We start from the raw sequence: 17663 nt of genomic DNA on the forward strand, positions 1-17663 counted from the left end.
GTTTATATCTTTAAAATGCCTCTATCATTATTAATGAAACGGAAGAGTTTTGTAAAGGATTTTCGAAAAAATTTACATGAACTTAACATTCATTAATTATTCCAAAGTACTTTCATTAAATTACCCACGCAGCCTATGTCTCATTCAGGTTTACAGAGAGCGTTTAGCCCACAGCTATGAAGATTTAGACTGTATACCAATAAAGAACAAAAGCGATAAGTGCCAAGGACCGGGTTTTATAATTTCCTTTAAAAAAGGGTTGATGAAAAAAGTTTAAAATACTTTTTTCATCAACCCTTTTTTACTTGGCTGTGTTAAAGCTTATTGTATGTTCTACCAACAAGTTGATTGGAATAAAAGTGCGCGAGACTCCTCCGGAAAGGACGCCGGAAGACCCCTGCAGGCAACTTCCATCCGCCCGCTGAATATTAGGTTATTTTTTAGATGCATCAACCATAATTTTTGTTCCATCTACATGTGTTACAACTATACGCGTTTGACGGTCAATCCATTTACCATCAGAAACCGCACTATACTCCTCTTCTCCTATCCGAATTGTACCCGCAGGTCTTAATTCAGTAACCGTTTTTCCTTTTTTACCAATCAACTTTTCATAGGATTCATTCATGACATTATATCCCGCTTCATCTGTAAGCCGATCAAAGAGTGTTATTTTGTCCCACATATTTCTTGAAGGAAAAACCTTTAAAAAAAGGAAACTGCAACATGTTCCTAGAATTAAACCTGTAATACCATAACCACCCGTAACCCAATTTGAAGGTATAAGTCCGACAATCATTATCATCATCAGGATGGCAATGACAGATAACGTTCCATCGTTTGTAATATTGCCATCAATAATGATTAACATGATGGCAAGTATGAACATAAACGCAACCAATAAAATATTTATACTTTCTAAATGGGCCTGAAAATACAATAATATAAAACCAAAACCTAAAACACCAGAAACGCCTCGCAACTTAACGAACATTTCACCCATAAGAAGCATAAAACCTAAAAAAGTAAGCATTAATGCGGCAAAACTTGAGCTTAAAAACATAGTGTTTTCACATCCCATCAAACAGCCATTTGTATTTTAAAATACGAATTTCGTTTGAAAAAGGTTTCATCCCTTTTATAAAGAGTCATACAAAAAGCTTTTACCATTTTACTTTCCGATTGAATGGAGGGAATCACCGTAATGGCACTTTTTAAAAAATTATTTATAGTAGTCATCTTACTTTTATTTATTAGAAGCATTATTCATGATGTTACAGTCGGTACCGCTTCAAAGCCTCAAGACTCACACAATACTCAAACGGAAATGATGCAAACAGAAAATAAAGAGACATCAAATGAATCTACAAACGGAGATCAACCTGAGGAAAAGCAGCCAGATTATAAACCTGTTAAACATAAAGTCAAAGCTGGGGAGACCGTACTTTCCATAGTTGAGAATATGAGTGACGAATCCGTTGAATTCCAGCAATTATTAGAGGATTTTCAAACCTTGAATCCAGATGTAAATCCTAATGAAATTCAAATCGGGAAAACCTACTTCTTTCCAGCATACATGAACAAAAATTAAACATTCTTTCCGTTATATTTACTTCTCAAGTTTTAAATAAACCTATATAATAAAAAAAGATATTGTTTATAAAATTTAAAATAGTAAGACGTAAAGGAGCGTAGTTATGTCTGAAGTCATACATCGTCAAGATACACGCCAAGTACGTGTAGGAGATTTGACCATAGGTGGTAAAAATGAAGTAGTCATTCAATCAATGACTACAACGAAAACCCATGATGTAGATGCTACAGTTAATCAGATTGGAGATCTGGTTCAGGCTGGTTGTCAAGTTGTAAGAGTTGCATGCCCTGATGAGAAAGCTGCTGATGCAATTCCAGAAATCAAAAAACGAATTACGATTCCACTCGTCGTGGATATACACTTTGATTATCGACTAGCTCTGAAAGCGATTGAAGGCGGAGCAGATAAAATCCGCATTAATCCTGGTAATATCGGGAAAAGGGATAAAGTAGAAGCGGTAGTTAATGCTGCGAAGGAAAAAGGGATTCCTATTCGTATCGGGGTAAATGCCGGCTCACTAGAAAAGCATATTCTAAAGAAATATGGTTATCCTACTGCAGATGGTATGGTAGAAAGTGCATTACATCATATTAAAATTTTAGAGGATCTTAACTTCTATGATATTATCGTATCCTTAAAGGCCTCTGATGTTTCCCTGGCTATTGAAGCCTATGAAAAAGCAGCCAAAGTCATACCTTACCCTCTCCATTTGGGAATCACGGAGTCCGGAACATTATTTGCCGGAACAGTAAAAAGTTCTGCTGGTCTAGGAGCCATTTTAAGTAAAGGAATTGGGAATACTTTAAGAATTTCTTTAAGTGCCGATCCTGTTGAAGAGGTTAAAGTTGCGCGAGAATTATTAAAGTCATTCAGTTTGGCTTCGAATGCGGCAACCTTAATTTCCTGTCCAACGTGTGGCAGAATTGAAATCGATTTAATTTCGATAGCTAATGAAGTAGAGGACTACATATCAGAAATTAGAGCACCCATTAAAGTAGCTGTCCTCGGCTGTGCTGTTAATGGTCCAGGTGAAGCCAGAGAAGCAGATATTGGTATTGCTGGTGCAAGAGGTGAAGGGCTGTTATTCAGGCATGGAGAAATCATTCGCAAAGTACCAGAAGAAACTATGGTTGAAGAATTGAAAAAAGAAGTCGATAAGCTGGCAAAGGAATATGCTCAAGAGCAACAAAACGAAGTTGAGGTATAAATTAAAGAAGCCTCATAAAATGATAATGAAAAGCCCCCAATACAGGGGGCTTTTTTATAAATTAAGGAAAAACCACTTCTAAATTTCATTTCGTTCTTAGCCGATCATCCGTCAGAAAAGCGGAGCTAAGAATAAATTAATTACGATGGCTGCAATACCTGCAACAATCGCAATGTTACCAAGCGTATCTGCACCTCTTCTTTTTGCCATGACACCAACAACAATACCTGCGATTCCCATTACAAGCGGCCACATGAAGAAAGCTAATAAGGACAGAATAATCGCTGCCCATCCCCAGCCGGCTTCTGCTGTTTCCTCCATGTGTGTTTCACGCTCAGCCATTTGAGTTCGGTCATTGAACTCATCCGGGGTAACGGCTGTTTCAGCCGCAAACTCTTCTTCACGTTTCTGGTCTTCAAAATTGTGATCTTCTGGGGTTTCAATTTTGGTATTTGCACCCAGCTGACCCTGAGAATAATAATTGGTATTTCTTTCATCCGGGTGCCAGCTGTCATCCGCATAAGATCTTTGCTGATTATTGGTCTGATTGTTACGTGAAGTCATGATTATCCCTCACTTTCCAATGAAGAGGTACACTAATATGGTATGTAATTTCATTTACTTTTTACGTGTTATTATTAACCATTCTTATGTGTTCACAAATAAGCAGTTTTACATATAATATAAAGAATAAAAAAATCGAGGTTGATAATTATGAAACAGATCATTCGTCAAATTGTACGTGAAAAACTGGCCAATTTAACTCCAACTGATTTAATCCATTATGGAAAACAATATGGCTTTACATTGACAAATAACGAAGCCAATCAATTGGTCCGTTATATAAAAAATTCCTCCTTTGATCCTTTTAATGAACAAGATCGATTAAAGTTACTAAAAAAAATAGCACAATTAAAAGATGAACAGACAGCCCAAAAAGCCAACCGTTTATTTCAGGACTTAATCAAGAAATATGGTGTTGACCATTTATTTTAAGACACTAAAAAACCCGTTACTTATATTATTTCGTAACGGGTTTTTATTTGGCTCTGTTCAACAGCCTTTTATTTAAGCCATCATAATTTGATTTTTCATATCTCCATCAAATTCTTTTGTACGCAGCATTTGAATTTCATGCTTATATGGTGGCTTTTTATTCTTCTTATCTTCACCAACATATGGTGTTTCTAAAATCTTAGGCAAATGAGTAAATTCAGGATGATGGACAACATAATTTAGTGCTTCAAATCCAATCTCGCCAAAACCGATATTTTGGTGACGGTCTTTTTGAGCTCCTCTTACATTCTTACTATCGTTAATATGCAAAACTTTAATACGATCTAGACCAATGATTTGATCAAACTCTTTTAAAACACCATCAAAGTCATTCACAACGTCATATCCAGCATCATGAATGTGACATGTATCCATACATACCGATAATTTTTCATTGTGTGTGACTCCATCAATGATTCGAGCGAGTTCTTCAAAAGTACGACCACATTCCGAACCTTTTCCGGCCATAGTCTCTAATGCAATTTGGACATCCTGTTTTGGATCAATGACTTCGTTAAGCCCCTCAATGATTTTGGCAATTCCTTTATCTGCCCCTTCTCCAACATGAGAGCCCGGGTGTAAAACAATTTGTTTTGCCCCAATGGCCTCTGTACGTTCTATCTCTGACCTTAAAAAATCGACTCCTAGTTGAAAAGTAGCAGGCTTGGTTGTGTTCCCAATGTTAATAATATAAGGCGCATGGACAACGATTTCTTCAATCCCATTTTCTTTCATATGATTTTTTCCGGCATCAATATTTAATTCTTCGATGGCTTTACGCCTTGTATTTTGTGGTGCACCCGTATAAATCATAAAGGTATTTGCATCATAAGACACCGCTTCTTCACTCGCACCCTCCAACATCTTCTTTCCTTTCATCGACACATGAGATCCAATTTTCAACATCCTCGTTTCCTCCCCTACTTCTTCCTATTACTTTTATTTTGACGTTGCTTATTTTTTAGTTGCTTTTTAATTTGTTCAGCTTCCTGCTTCATTTTCTTTTTATATCCTGGTTTAACCTTTTTCTTTTTTCGAACTCTTTTCCAGGCTTCTGTCTCTAATTCCTCATTTTCTATACGTTCTCTTTTATTTCGCTGGTTCCATTCATTAATTTCCACCCATTCGTTCTTTTTGATATCATAATGAGTAAATTCAATACCTTTCCCCTCTAATTTTTCAATAAGAGATGCGTCTTCATCCGAATAAAAGCTAATTGCCGTACCTTCCAAGCCAGCCCGGGCAGTCCTTCCTACACGATGGATATAATCTTCTGCCTCTTTAGGTAACTCTGCGTTAAAGATATGACTCACACCAGGTATATCAATTCCACGAGCTGCTAAATCGGTGGCAACAATATACTGATATTGAAGATTTTTAATACTTTTTAAAGCTCGTTTTCGCTCACGCGGAGTAAGTCCTCCGTGAATAATACCCACATCCAGTCCTTTTTGTATGAGCTGATTAGCCAACTCATCTGCATGTTCTTTTTTATTCACAAAAATTAACGCCAGATAAGGGTAAATGAGCTTTGTGATTTCTACCATTAAATCTGCTTGTTCTCGGTGCCTTAATGGAATCAGCCGATGCTCCATCTTCTCTGGAACAAGTCCCTGTCCGGAAATCGTAATATGTTTAGGATTTTCGATATATTTCTTTAAAAAGTGCTGCAGTTGAACAGGAAATGTAGCTGAGAAAACCATAATCTGCAAATTCTGTGGCATTCGAACTAAAATCTGGTCTGTTTCTTCAATTAGCCCTAAATCAATGAGTAAATCTGCTTCATCAATGACCATAGTAGAGGCTGAATATAAATCTAAGGCCCCTTCCATGACTAAATCCAATATGCGTCCAGGGGTTCCTACTACAATGTGTGGAGGCTGTTTTAATTTATCCATCATTTTCTGTTTATCTGTTCCACCTATTATTAGCTTGGCCCGAATATTTTCTTCCTCCGATAAAAATTCAATGATTTTTCGAACTTCATCATAGATTTGCATGGCAAGCTCACGTGTTGGAACAGTAATCACAGCTTGTACATGGTTTTGCGACTTATCTATTTGATTAAACAGTGGCAACAAATAAGCATGCGTCTTTCCTGATCCTGTATGCGATTGTCCGATTAAACTTTGATGTTTCAGAGCGTAAGGAATAACCTCTTTCTGGATAGGCGTAGGTTCCTTAAACTTTAGCTTTTCTATAACATCATACAAAAACGGCTGAAATGCAAAATTCTTAAAAGATTGTTGACTCATAAAATATCTCCTTTTTTATTCGTGCATGTTTATTATATAAAAGTATAGATAATTTTGCCAATCTCCCATGAATTCTTTTGTCTAATCTGCTTCTAACCTTTATAATGAAAGAAATATAATGAAACGATACATCATTTTATATTAAATAGATTTGTGAGGAGGAACCAATCCATGGAAGTGATCAAAATAGCTCCACGTGGGTATTGTTACGGTGTTGTCGATGCAATGGTTATTGCGAAGAATGCAACAAGAGATAAAAACCTGCCTCGCCCCATATATATTCTTGGTATGATCGTTCATAATAATCATGTTACTGAAGCTTTTCATGAAGAAGGTGTTATTACCCTTGATGGAAAAAATCGAGCGGAATTACTGGAGGATATCGACGAAGGGACTGTTATTTTCACAGCCCATGGCGTATCTCCTGAAGTCAAAGAGCGTGCTAAACAAAAAGGATTAACCGTTTTAGATGCTACCTGCCCGGACGTTACGAAAACCCATAATCTTATTCGGGAAAAAGTTAAAGAAGGTTATGAAATCGTTTATATTGGGAAAAAAGGACATCCTGAGCCAGAAGGTGCTGTTGGAGTTGCACCCGAACACGTTCACTTAGTCCAAACAGAAGAGGATGTGAAGAAGCTTTCCCTTCAAGCACATCGGATTTTAGTTACGAATCAGACAACAATGAGTCAATGGGACGTTTATGATGTCATGCAACAAGTAAAGGAAAAGTATCCGCAAACCGAACTGATTCAGGAAATTTGTATGGCCACACAAGTAAGACAAGAGGCTGTTGCTGAGCAGGCAGCGGATGCTGATCTTACTGTTGTAGTTGGAGATCCCAGATCAAATAATTCGAACAGACTGGCACAAGTATCTGAAGAAATAGCAGGTACCAAAGCTTATCGAATTGCTGATTTATCCGAATTAAAGCTTAAATGGCTGGAGAAAACATCAAAAATTGCTGTAACAGCTGGTGCATCTACTCCAACACCCATTACAAAAGAAGTGATCAGGTTTATAGAAGCCTATAATCCTGATGATCCAGCAACATGGGATACAACATCAAATGTTGAAAATAAAAAAATACTGCCAAAAGTAAAAGAAAAGAGGGTATAAAATTACTAAATTCCCGATCAGTATGACCGGGAATTATTGCTGTTTAAATAAATTGAAATGGTTCTGTATTAGCTGTAGAAGCTATAAATTCAACATCTTTATTTTGACATTGCTTTTCCAAATAATGTTTTACACCATTTTTCATCACTTTTTCAACGTGATGTCCAGGGTCAATTAGATTTAGCCCTAACCCCATTGCGTCGTGAGCTGTATGATAATAAACATCTCCTGTTATGAAAACATCTGCACCTTTTCTCTTAACCTGTGAAGCAAATTTGTTACCATCGCCTCCGATAACACCTACTATTCGCACTTGTCGATGTAAGTCTCCAACCACCCGCAAGGCTGGAACATCTAAAGATTTCTTCACATGTTCTGCAAATTCTTTTAGCGTCATTGCTTCATCCAATTTTCCAATTCTCCCAAGTCCATAGGATTGTCCTTCATTCCCTAATGGATAAAGATCATAAGCCATCTCTTCATAAGGATGCGCCTCTTCTGCAGCTTTTAGTACTTGTGTTAATAAATACTTGGGAACAATCGTTTCCATACGGACTTCATCGACTTTCTCCAGCTCTCCTTGGCTGCCTATGTATGGATTGGTTCCTTCCAGTGGTTTAAATGTACCTTGTCCCTGGGTTTGAAATGTACAGTGGCTATATAAACCAATATGACCTGCTCCACTATTTCCTAATGCCTCCCGCACTTCCTCCTGATGAGAAACAGGTACAAATACGACAATTTTATATAGTTCCTCTTTTCCCATTTCAATGAGTACATTCCGATTCTGTATGCCAAGAGCATCCATTAACATATCATTCATACCGCCATCAGCCATATCTAAATTTGTATGGGCAACATAAACCGTAATATCATGTTTAATTAATTTTTCAATTATCCTTCCCTTTTCATCATCCCGACTCACCTTATTTAAAGGTTTAAAAATAAAAGGGTGATGAGCAAAGATAAAATCTGCATTCTTCTCTATGGCTTCATCCACTACATTTTCAAGAACATCAAGCGTGACCATAACCTTGTTAATCTTCTTATTTAAAGTACCTGCATGAAGACCAATTTTGTCCCCTTCCATCGCTATAGATTTGGGGGCCCAATGTTCAAACATCTTTACTAATTCTTGACCGGTTAATGATTTACTCATCCTTTAAAGCCTCCTTTATCCAATCCATTTGTTGTTCAAATTCAGCAATTTTTTGTTCATCTGGCTGTGATGCTTTTTTCATTTCCTTAATAATTCGCTCATTTTTTTGCAGAATCCCACTCCATTTTTGTATAAAAGCCTGACTTTTTTCTTTCCCGTTTATAGGGCCTAAATAATATTCTTTTTCTGTATACTCCATGAGTGGTTGACTTGGATTATAATCAGCGACTATTATTTCATAATAGCGGCCATCTTCTTCGATTACCTGCTCTCTGGATAAGGAAAATGAATGCTTGTTTAACCATTTACGAACATACCGGGCATTGATATTAGGCTGAACAATAATCCGTTTGACCCCGGCAAGCTTTTCTTTTCCATTTTCCAATATATTCGTAATTAATGTCCCACCCATACCAGCAATGACCACTTGTTCTACCTCATTTGGTTCTATAACAGATAACCCATCACCTTGCCGGACTCCAATTCTCTCTAGCAAATTCCATTTTTGTACTTGCTCATAGGCTCTAAGATAAGGTCCTTTATTGATTTCCCCTGCTATTGCACTGGCTTCTGAATCATTTAAACAGACATAACAAGGTAAATAGGCATGATCTGAACCGATATCAGCGAACAGGGCTCTTTCAGGTAAATAGTATGTAATGGATTTTAAACGTTTTGATAATTGAATGTCTGCCATTCTTTAAATTCCTCACTTTTAGATTTTATATGATGTATTTTATCCAAAAGGCTCTGTTAAACATAGGTGTTGATTTCATCTGCAGTTCGCTGGTATGAGAGCTCCCCGACATACGCCTGCAGTTTTCTCATATACCGCTCTTCCCGGAGGAGACTCGCGCCCTTAAGTTAATAGAAAATGATAAGCTTATAATACTGCCATCCAAAAAGAAAAGCTTTCTACAAGTTAGAAAGCTTTTCTTCCCCTATTTATTGAAAACATTTTAGCTGAGTAAAGATTACTTATTTTTTCTCAGCCAGCCACTCGGCAATTTTTGTAGCCTGCTCAGGTTCTACCAGGCCAGCTGGCATTCCACCCTCTTTTCCATTGTTAATAATATCTTCAATTTCACTCGCAGAATACTTACTACCTACTTCTTGTAAAGAAGGAGCTGCTCCTGTTCCAGCAAGGTCGGCACCATGGCAGGATGAACATGTGTTTTGGAAAATACTTTCTGGATCTGCGTCCACTGTTTCTCCACCTTCACTCTGCTCTTCTGTTCCTCCATTTTCACCTTCACCGCGGACTTCATCCATCTGATTTACACCTACGCCAGATAAAATAATCATACCAACAATTCCTAAGACTGCAATAATCGCGAAAGGTATTACTGGATTTTTTTTCATTATTTTATTTCCTCCTTATGTAATCCCCTCTGTTCGTTAATATTGTTAAGTATATACAGACTATACATATTTTACTTGAAAATCCCTATATAGGAAAGGGGGAAAAATGAAAATTTAATGAAACATATGGTTCAAAACTTCAAATGAATAAGAATTCTTTTCTGTTAACGATTACCTGTTCCACATGATAAAAAAGCATACCAATAATACATTCACAAAACTGGTTGCTAATAAATATTTATATTTATATAAATAACCAACGATAAACCAGATTAATCCATTCATAAGAATACTAATATAAATCCATATATTATGTAAGGTCATTTCACTGATAATCGATACAGAAGTGATAAGCAGAATCAACATACTTGAAATCAAAGCAATATGGGCATAAAACAGCTTCTTTTTATAAAAAACATAATAGTGTAAAAGGTCAATTAAAAGGAAAAAGAGTGCAAAACCTATTTGCAAACCAAGTGTAAATTCAGTAAAATGAGTGATAAGAAATGAAAACGGTACCAAAAGAAGTAAAAAAATAGCGTCAAACTTTAACCATATGGATTGGGCATTCCCTGATTCAGACTCATCATCTTCTGTTCCGTTTCCTTCTGTATAAAGTGCCAGCAGAAAATCACAGTAGACACTTGGTAGCAGATTTTTATCTTTCCAATATTGAATTTCTTTGATAATGACAGCCTTTCGATTAGCGTCCATTCATCGTTTCACCTCTTAAAAACATAAACATGCACAGCCGTTATCACGAAATGTAAATAACGACTGAACATGAATACATTTCATAACAATAATTTAGTCTAAGAAGTCTTTAAGACGTTTACTCCTGCTTGGATGACGTAACTTGCGCAATGCTTTGGCTTCAATTTGACGAATGCGCTCACGTGTAACACCAAACACTTTCCCTACTTCTTCTAAAGTGCGTGTTCGACCATCGTCAAGTCCAAAACGTAGTCGTAAAACATTTTCTTCACGATCTGTTAAGGTGTCTAATACATCCTCTAGTTGTTCTTTTAATAATTCGTAGGCTGCATGATCTGATGGGGATTGAGCTTCCTGGTCTTCAATAAAGTCTCCTAAGTGTGAATCATCTTCTTCACCTATTGGAGTTTCCAAAGATACAGGCTCTTGAGCAATTTTTAGAATTTCGCGAACTTTATCAGGAGTTAGGTCCATTTCTTCGGCAATCTCTTCTGGTGTTGGTTCACGACCAAAATCCTGTAATAATTGTCGCTGAACCCGAATTAATTTATTAATGGTTTCAACCATATGAACTGGAATTCTGATTGTACGTGCCTGGTCTGCAATTGCTCTGGTAATGGCCTGACGAATCCACCATGTAGCATACGTACTAAATTTAAAACCTTTACGATAATCAAACTTTTCCACCGCTTTAATCAGACCCATATTTCCTTCCTGAATCAAATCAAGAAACAGCATTCCTCGACCTACATATCTTTTGGCTATACTAACAACCAGACGAAGGTTCGCCTCTGCCAGGCGACGTTTTGCTTCAAAATCCCCCTGTTCAATTCTGGTTGCAAGTTCGATTTCATCTTCAGCAGATAGCAGGTCTACTCGACCAATTTCTTTTAAATACATTCTTACAGGGTCGTTGATTTTCACCCCGGGTGGTACACTTAAATCGTTTAAGTCAAATTCTTCTTCTTTTGCAATCTGCTGCATATTCGGGTCTTCTTCATTATCCCCTATGACCTCGACTCCCTGGTCGTTTAAATGTTCATAAAATTCATCCATTTGGTTTGAATCTAATTCAAATGAAGAAAGACGATCAGCAACTTCCTCATAAGCAAGTACGCCTCGTTTCTTTCCCATGTCCACCAATTGTTCTTTAACTTGATCTAGGGTTAATTCCTGCTCTGTGTCTTTTGCACGAGATGGCTTCTCTGCCATAGTACCCCTCCTTCCAAACAACTACCTATTGCTTTCTTTTTTCCATTCCTTCTTTAAGTTAAGAATATTCATAGCAATTTTTGCCGCGGTAACCGGGTCATTCCTACGTTCCGCTTCTTTTTGTTCCAGTTCGAGCGTTTGTATGGTATTTTTTCTATGCTTTTCACTCTTGATTGTATAAATGTAATCCTCTATTTCCATGTCAGATACCTCATCCGGTAATGTCTGCATGGCTAACTGTGCTGTTAAATCCTTTAAATTTGACTCTGGAAGATATTCCATAAACAAACTCACATCAGGGTCATGACCTTCTTCATAAAAAGCATACAAATATGTGACTAAGACTTGATGCTCCGTTATTAGGAAGGTTCCGCCAAGCTCTTGTTGAACTTTTTCAGCAATGTTTCGATTATTCAGCATCAGAGAAATTAAATGACGTTCAGCATTCTGAAAAGCCGGATACAGCTTGTGTTCCTTTTGGGTATTTTTCCTATTGTTAGTATGGCTTTCAGTTTGTTGATTATCCTTATATTTATCGAACTTCCTGCGTCTATATGCAATTTCCTGCTGTAAAGCCTCTTTAGAGATATCAAAGCGATCTTTCAATTCTTTCAAGTAATAATCAATTTCAAAAGGCTTTTTTAATTTTGCAATCTCATCTAAAGCCTTTTCGATATATTGCATACTTTCGCTTTCGATTTGAAGGTTATAATCCTTTTTGAGATAATCCAGATAAAAGGTCATGTATGTTATACTGGCACCAATTACATGCTCCCTGAATGACTCACTACCATATGTTTTAATATAGTCATCCGGGTCCATACCTTGTCTTAACTGTGCAATTTTAACATAACAACCGGCGTTTTGTAATATATTTGCTGCTTTCTTTGTTGCTTCTATTCCTGCTGAGTCTGCATCATAACAAATTACTACACGATCAACGTATCTACGTAATAATCTTGCCTGAGATTCTGTTAAAGAAGTACCTAAAGTCGCAATACCATTCTCTACTCCTGCCTGATAGGCTGATATCACATCCATATAGCCTTCAAAAAGAACAGCCTCTCCGGATTTACGAATGGTATTACGAGCTAAATCAAAGTTGTAAAATACATTTCCTTTGTGAAAAATATCCGTTTCGGGACTATTTAAATATTTAGGCTCTCCCTGGTAAATCATTCTTCCGCCAAATGCAACCGTTTTTCCCTGATGATTGCGAATCGGAAAAATGACTCTCCCTTGGAATCTGTCTATATATTTATTTTCTCGATTATCAGTTAATAACCCTGCTTTTACCATTGATTGTAATGAAAAACCTTTTTTTTCTAGAAATGAGGCCGTAAAATTTTTAATATCAGGTGCAAATCCAAGTTGAAATTGATCAATGGTTTCATCTTTCATTCCCCGACTTTTTAAATACTCAAGACCATCCTTTCCTTCTTTTGTATGCTTAAGCAAATGATGGTATAATTTCATTAACCACTCATGAGCCTCAAGCATATTTTGGTCTTCATGACTTAGTGAGGATTGTTTATTAGCTGAAAATTGTTCAGGGATGGATTTTCCCAAATTCTCAGCTAAGCGAGACATTGCATCAAAAAATGAAATCCCTTCAATTTCCATTAAAAAGGTGATGACATTTCCTCCTTTTCCACAACCAAAACAACGAAAAATTTGTTTGTCAGGGGAAACAGTAAATGAAGGTGTTTTTTCACTATGAAAAGGACATAACCCTAAATAGTTACGTCCTCTCCTTTTTAGTTGGACAAACTCGCTTACAATCTCAACTACATCAGCTTCAGATTTAATTTCTTCTATTAATTGTTCAGGAATTTGTTCTGGCATATCCATCACCATGTTTTAAAGATATTCTAGACATTATTTAAAAATCCTTCATGAATCGACAAGAAATTTATAAAAGTTGATAAAAATTGTTGTTTTGTTATAAGTTGAACAAATGGGTATAATACATAATGATTCATATGTATGAGTTTTATATGGTAAAAAAGTATACGTTCACATCACATTATACTTCGACAAAATAACGATGATTCCTTCTTTCAGTAAAGAAAATCATTATTTTATTCATTTTCTACAATTGTAAACCTACTTCCATTTTTACCACAGATAAAACATTATAATACATAAAGTGTAAAATTGCTATCATTTTATATGATTTTTTTATGAAATCAGTCCTACTTAATAAGAAAAATTACTTGGAGTAGATATCAACACCCATGTTTAACAGAGTCTTCTAAAATAAAAAAGGATTGTAAGAAGAGGATTCTCACAAACCTTAATTCGTTTGACTTCTCATTAAATTTTGCACTACATTGGCTGTTTCTTCAACTGCTTTGTTTGAAACATCTATGACCTTGCAGTTCAGTTTTTCAACAATTCCATTAAAATAATCTAATTCCTGTTTAATTCGTTCCATATTTGCATAGTTGGCTTTGGAATTTAAGCCCAGTGCTTTTAACCTTTCCTTACGAATGTGATTTAGCTTTTCCGGACTGATTTTTAAAGCCACACACTTAGAAGGGCTGATGCGATATAATTCTTCTGGAAGATCTACTTCTGGAACAATCGGTACATTGGCAACTTTAAATTTTTTATGTGCCAAAAATTGAGATAAGGGGGTTTTAGAAGTCCTGGATACCCCGATTAAAACAATATCTGCTAATAATATCCCACGCGGATCACGGCCATCATCGTATTTAACTGCAAATTCCACCGCTTCTATCCGTTTAAAATAATCTTCATCCAGCTTATGCACTAGACCTGGTTCTAATTTAGGTTCACGATTTAAATGCTTCTTCATCGATTCGATCATTGGCCCCATGATATCTACAGCCATAATATCTGCTTTTTCAGCTTTTTTCTTGATATATTCACGAAGCTCAGGCTTAACTAACGTATATCCAATCATAGCTTGATTAGATTTAGCCAGCTCTACCGTTTCCAGAATCGTGCCTTCATCATCCACATACGGGATACGCTGAATTTTAAATTCACCATTATTAAATTGACTCAGGCTGGCTTTTACAACTAATTCAGCCGTTTCACCAACGGAATCAGATACTACATAGACAATCGGTTTTTGCACGAGAACTCCTCCCAACCTTCATTTTTCCCTTTAAAGATCATCTCGGACCAGGTTGACTAGTACCTTTGTCATATTCGTTTTCGTAATCCTTCCTACCACTTCAAGTCCTTCTTCTTTTTTTATGACTACGGGTAAACTGTCAATTTGCTTTTCAATTAACTGCTGGGCTGCTTCAATCAGTAAGTCTTCCTTTTCACAAACTGTTATATTTGGCATCCGAGTCATAATAATATGTACAGGGATTTCGGACAAATCCTGTTTACCCATACTTGCTCGTATTAAATCCTTGCGGGATAATACCCCGACTAATAAAGAGTGGTTATTGGTTACAAATAACGTTCCCACATCCTCTAAAAACATCGTAGTAATCGCATCATAAACGGAAACATTTTCAGTTACAACGACCGGAATAGATTGAAATTCCTTCACTTTAAACTTTTTTACTTTTTCCGTTAGTAATTCTGTTCCTGTTTTTCCTGTAAAGAAATAACCCACTCTGGGCCTTGCATCTAAAAAGCCTGCCATAGTCAGTATAGCTAAATCTGGTCTCAAGGTAGCCCTTGTTAAATTAAGCCGGTCTGCAATATTTTCACCTGTGATAGGACCATCTTTTTTTACGATTTCAATAATCTGTTCCTGTCGATCAGACAACTCCATCCTCTTAACCACCTCCTGCATCCGAACAAACATGACATACTAATGATCACACAATGAATCACTGTAAACCCTTTATTTCAAAACGTTAAGGAATCTTCCCATACTGTTTTATTCATCAAAACTAAGAATTAATGTGTCACTTTAAAAATATTATATCTTATTTTACAATTCGCGACAAAAAGAATGAAAAACATCATTCAAATTGATCTAGCTGCTTTAAAAATTTTCTGGATTTTATATAAAATCCTCCATAATAATCATAGTAAGCATCTAAGATTTGTCGTATTTTTTTTCTATTCTCTTCTTTGATTGAGATATTGCCTATTCTTTCAATCTTAACATAGCGGATGGTACGTAAGAGTTTAAATAATGCTTCATTTAATGGAAGCGCATGGGAATCGACAGAGGAACATACGTAGCACAATAGACCTCCTTCTTGAACAGAAAAGTGTGTAATCCCTTCTTTTCTGCCACAGTTTACACACTGATTAAGTTCAGGAGCGAATCCACCTTTTTCAAAAACCTTTAACTCATAAACCATGGATAGAATTTCAGGATTTTCTTCATTTTGCATGCGTTCAAACGTATGTACAAATTGCTCATAGAGAAACAAATCAGGTACTTGATTTTCTAAAATCTTATCGGTTAATTCAGCCAGGTACGCAGCGTGAGCTGTTTTCACAATGTCTTCACGAATCCTGCGCATAAAATGAGTAATTTCCCCTTGATAAAGCGTCCCAAGATTTCTGCTTGGCTGGATAAGAAACTCCCCATAAACAAATGGCTGCGTAATAGCAGCCATTTGACTTTTAGGTTTTTTTGCACCTCTAGCCATTAATCCAATTTTTCCCTTTTCCTTCGTGAACAATGTGACAATTTTGTGTGTTTCACCGTAATCTTGTGTCCGAATGACCATTCCTTCAACTTTTTCCATCGTCCTTCTCACCTTACTTCTATATAACAGCCTATATACTATATATTTGAATCAAATTCTATAACATCCTTTTCTTCTTCAGATTCTGGTAATTGATTATAGGTATTTTCCAACTCCTTCATAAGTAAATAGGTTTCAATATTCCCTGTTTGACTGAAAACTTTCCATGTAAGATCAATCACTTCGAAACCCACCTTTCTTGTTTCCTCAATTTAAATTGAAAAAACAGCTTTACTTATAGGTTGACCATGAGTAAAAAGTTCATGAGTAATAATATTTTCCATGCATGCTCTAATAATCGTCTTCATTAAAGCCATATTCACGCAATTGAGTCATACGATTTCTCCAATCCTTTTTCACCTTTACCCACAAATCCAGATAAATCTTTGAGCCAAGTAATGATTCAATATCACTTCTCGCTAATTGCCCTATTTCTTTAAGCATTGCACCCTGCTTACCTATTATAATCCCTTTTTGAGAGGGACGTTCAGTAATAATAGAAGCTTGTACATAAACGGCCTTTCTCTGATCCCTAACTTCCATATTATCCAGAATCACTGCAATAGAATGAGGAACCTCTTCCCGCGTTAACTGTAAGACTTTTTCACGTATTAACTCGCTAATAATAAATCGTTCAGGGTGATCGGTAATTTGATCCTCAGGATAATACTGGGGACCTTCAGGGAGATAAGTCTTCATCACTTCCATTAAATGGTCCACATTATTCCCTTGTAAAGCAGAAATCGGAATAATTTCAGCAAAATCTAATTTCGTCCGGTATTCTTCAATTAAGGGTAACACATCATCCGGATGGATTTGGTCAATCTTATTAATCACCAAAAAAATCGGTTGTTTAATCGATTGTAGTCGGTCTATCATGTATTGATCTCCTGCTCCATATCCTTCTTCAGCATTAATCATAAAGATGACCATATCCACTTCATTTAATGTTTGTTCCGCTGTTTTGACCATAAAATCTCCGAGCTTATGCTTCGGCTTATGAATTCCTGGTGTATCAATAAAAATGAATTGTGCTTCTTTATCCGTGAGGACACCCTGAATTTTATTTCGAGTCGTCTGTGGTTTATCACTCATAATGGCTATTTTTTGGCCGATAACATGATTCATAAAAGTGGACTTACCGACATTAGGTCTTCCTACAATAGCAATAAAACCAGAACGAAATGATTGATTGTCCATTTTTTGTTTCCTCCAAAGATGTTTTAGCTTGTACATAAATAGCTTATACGAATTACGATATCTTTACGAATGGCCGAAATTCATTTTC

At 36.3% G+C, this 17663-nt stretch carries 19 protein-coding genes; 4 read left to right on the top strand and 15 right to left on the bottom strand.

Annotation, left to right across the window (positions count from 1 at the left end):
• Positions 1-433: 433 nt before the first annotated feature.
• Entirely contained in the window at positions 434-1063 is a 630-nt protein-coding gene (locus BMX63_RS10320; protein ID WP_093135062.1) for an NfeD family protein, read from the bottom strand.
• A 141-nt stretch (positions 1064-1204) separates the two neighbouring features.
• Here BMX63_RS10320 and BMX63_RS10325 point away from each other — a divergent pair, with 141 nt between their 5' ends.
• On the top strand, positions 1205-1591 hold the full coding sequence (locus tag BMX63_RS10325; RefSeq protein ID WP_093135064.1) for a LysM peptidoglycan-binding domain-containing protein: 387 nt from the start codon (positions 1205-1207) through the stop codon (positions 1589-1591).
• Between the two features lie 106 nt (positions 1592-1697).
• Positions 1698-2801 (top strand): flavodoxin-dependent (E)-4-hydroxy-3-methylbut-2-enyl-diphosphate synthase, encoded by a 1104-nt coding sequence (gene ispG, locus BMX63_RS10330; RefSeq protein ID WP_093135067.1) that lies wholly within the window; start codon positions 1698-1700, stop codon positions 2799-2801.
• A 111-nt stretch (positions 2802-2912) separates the two neighbouring features.
• Here ispG and BMX63_RS10335 read toward each other — a convergent pair whose 3' ends face one another.
• On the bottom strand, positions 2913-3365 hold the full coding sequence (locus BMX63_RS10335; protein WP_093135069.1) for a DUF4190 domain-containing protein: 453 nt from the start codon (positions 3363-3365) through the stop codon (positions 2913-2915).
• 150 nt (positions 3366-3515) lie between these two features.
• Between BMX63_RS10335 and BMX63_RS10340 the strand changes: the two genes are divergently transcribed.
• Entirely contained in the window at positions 3516-3797 is a 282-nt protein-coding gene (locus tag BMX63_RS10340; RefSeq protein ID WP_093135072.1) for a DUF2624 domain-containing protein, read from the top strand.
• A 72-nt stretch (positions 3798-3869) separates the two neighbouring features.
• On the opposite strand, the gene BMX63_RS10345 is transcribed toward BMX63_RS10340, so the two are convergent.
• Together BMX63_RS10345 and BMX63_RS10350 are read right to left on the bottom strand one after the other, a co-directional pair.
• Positions 3870-4763, bottom strand: coding sequence for a deoxyribonuclease IV (locus BMX63_RS10345; RefSeq protein WP_093135075.1), 894 nt, complete (start codon positions 4761-4763; stop codon positions 3870-3872).
• 14 nt (positions 4764-4777) lie between these two features.
• Entirely contained in the window at positions 4778-6112 is a 1335-nt protein-coding gene (locus BMX63_RS10350; protein ID WP_093135078.1) for a DEAD/DEAH box helicase, read from the bottom strand.
• A 171-nt stretch (positions 6113-6283) separates the two neighbouring features.
• Here BMX63_RS10350 and BMX63_RS10355 point away from each other — a divergent pair, with 171 nt between their 5' ends.
• Complete coding sequence (locus BMX63_RS10355; RefSeq protein ID WP_093135081.1) at positions 6284-7231, top strand: 4-hydroxy-3-methylbut-2-enyl diphosphate reductase; 948 nt, start codon at positions 6284-6286, stop codon at positions 7229-7231.
• A gap of 43 nt (positions 7232-7274) precedes the next feature.
• Here BMX63_RS10355 and BMX63_RS10360 read toward each other — a convergent pair whose 3' ends face one another.
• The 11 genes from BMX63_RS10360 to era all read right to left on the bottom strand — a co-directional run bounded on the left by BMX63_RS10360 (position 7275) and on the right by era (position 17575).
• Entirely contained in the window at positions 7275-8390 is a 1116-nt protein-coding gene (locus tag BMX63_RS10360) for a Nif3-like dinuclear metal center hexameric protein (protein ID WP_093135084.1), read from the bottom strand.
• Entirely contained in the window at positions 8383-9087 is a 705-nt protein-coding gene (locus BMX63_RS10365) for a tRNA (adenine(22)-N(1))-methyltransferase (RefSeq protein ID WP_093135086.1), read from the bottom strand. Before BMX63_RS10365 ends, BMX63_RS10360 begins: the two co-directional genes overlap by 8 nt.
• Positions 9088-9368: 281 nt before the next feature.
• Positions 9369-9752, bottom strand: coding sequence for a cytochrome c550 (cccA, locus tag BMX63_RS10370; protein WP_093135089.1), 384 nt, complete (start codon positions 9750-9752; stop codon positions 9369-9371).
• A 171-nt stretch (positions 9753-9923) separates the two neighbouring features.
• On the bottom strand, positions 9924-10466 hold the full coding sequence (locus tag BMX63_RS10375; RefSeq protein WP_093135091.1) for a hypothetical protein: 543 nt from the start codon (positions 10464-10466) through the stop codon (positions 9924-9926).
• 93 nt (positions 10467-10559) lie between these two features.
• Positions 10560-11678 (bottom strand): RNA polymerase sigma factor RpoD, encoded by a 1119-nt coding sequence (gene rpoD, locus BMX63_RS10380; protein WP_093135094.1) that lies wholly within the window; start codon positions 11676-11678, stop codon positions 10560-10562.
• A gap of 21 nt (positions 11679-11699) precedes the next feature.
• Complete coding sequence (gene dnaG, locus BMX63_RS10385) at positions 11700-13535, bottom strand: DNA primase (RefSeq protein ID WP_245732807.1); 1836 nt, start codon at positions 13533-13535, stop codon at positions 11700-11702.
• A gap of 439 nt (positions 13536-13974) precedes the next feature.
• Positions 13975-14784, bottom strand: coding sequence for a pyruvate, water dikinase regulatory protein (locus BMX63_RS10390; RefSeq protein WP_093135099.1), 810 nt, complete (start codon positions 14782-14784; stop codon positions 13975-13977).
• A 30-nt stretch (positions 14785-14814) separates the two neighbouring features.
• Positions 14815-15441 (bottom strand): transcriptional regulator CcpN, encoded by a 627-nt coding sequence (gene ccpN / locus BMX63_RS10395; RefSeq protein WP_093135102.1) that lies wholly within the window; start codon positions 15439-15441, stop codon positions 14815-14817.
• Between the two features lie 193 nt (positions 15442-15634).
• On the bottom strand, positions 15635-16375 hold the full coding sequence (recO, locus tag BMX63_RS10400) for a DNA repair protein RecO (RefSeq protein ID WP_093135104.1): 741 nt from the start codon (positions 16373-16375) through the stop codon (positions 15635-15637).
• A 38-nt stretch (positions 16376-16413) separates the two neighbouring features.
• On the bottom strand, positions 16414-16557 hold the full coding sequence (locus BMX63_RS10405; protein WP_093135107.1) for a YqzL family protein: 144 nt from the start codon (positions 16555-16557) through the stop codon (positions 16414-16416).
• A gap of 109 nt (positions 16558-16666) precedes the next feature.
• A complete protein-coding gene (gene era, locus BMX63_RS10410) occupies positions 16667-17575 on the bottom strand; it encodes a GTPase Era (protein ID WP_093135109.1) in 909 nt (302 codons plus the stop codon).
• Between the last annotated feature and the right edge of the window lie 88 nt (positions 17576-17663).

The organism is Salinibacillus kushneri (assembly GCF_900111405.1).
Taxonomy (GTDB): Bacteria; Bacillota; Bacilli; order Bacillales; family Alkalibacillaceae; genus Salinibacillus; species Salinibacillus kushneri.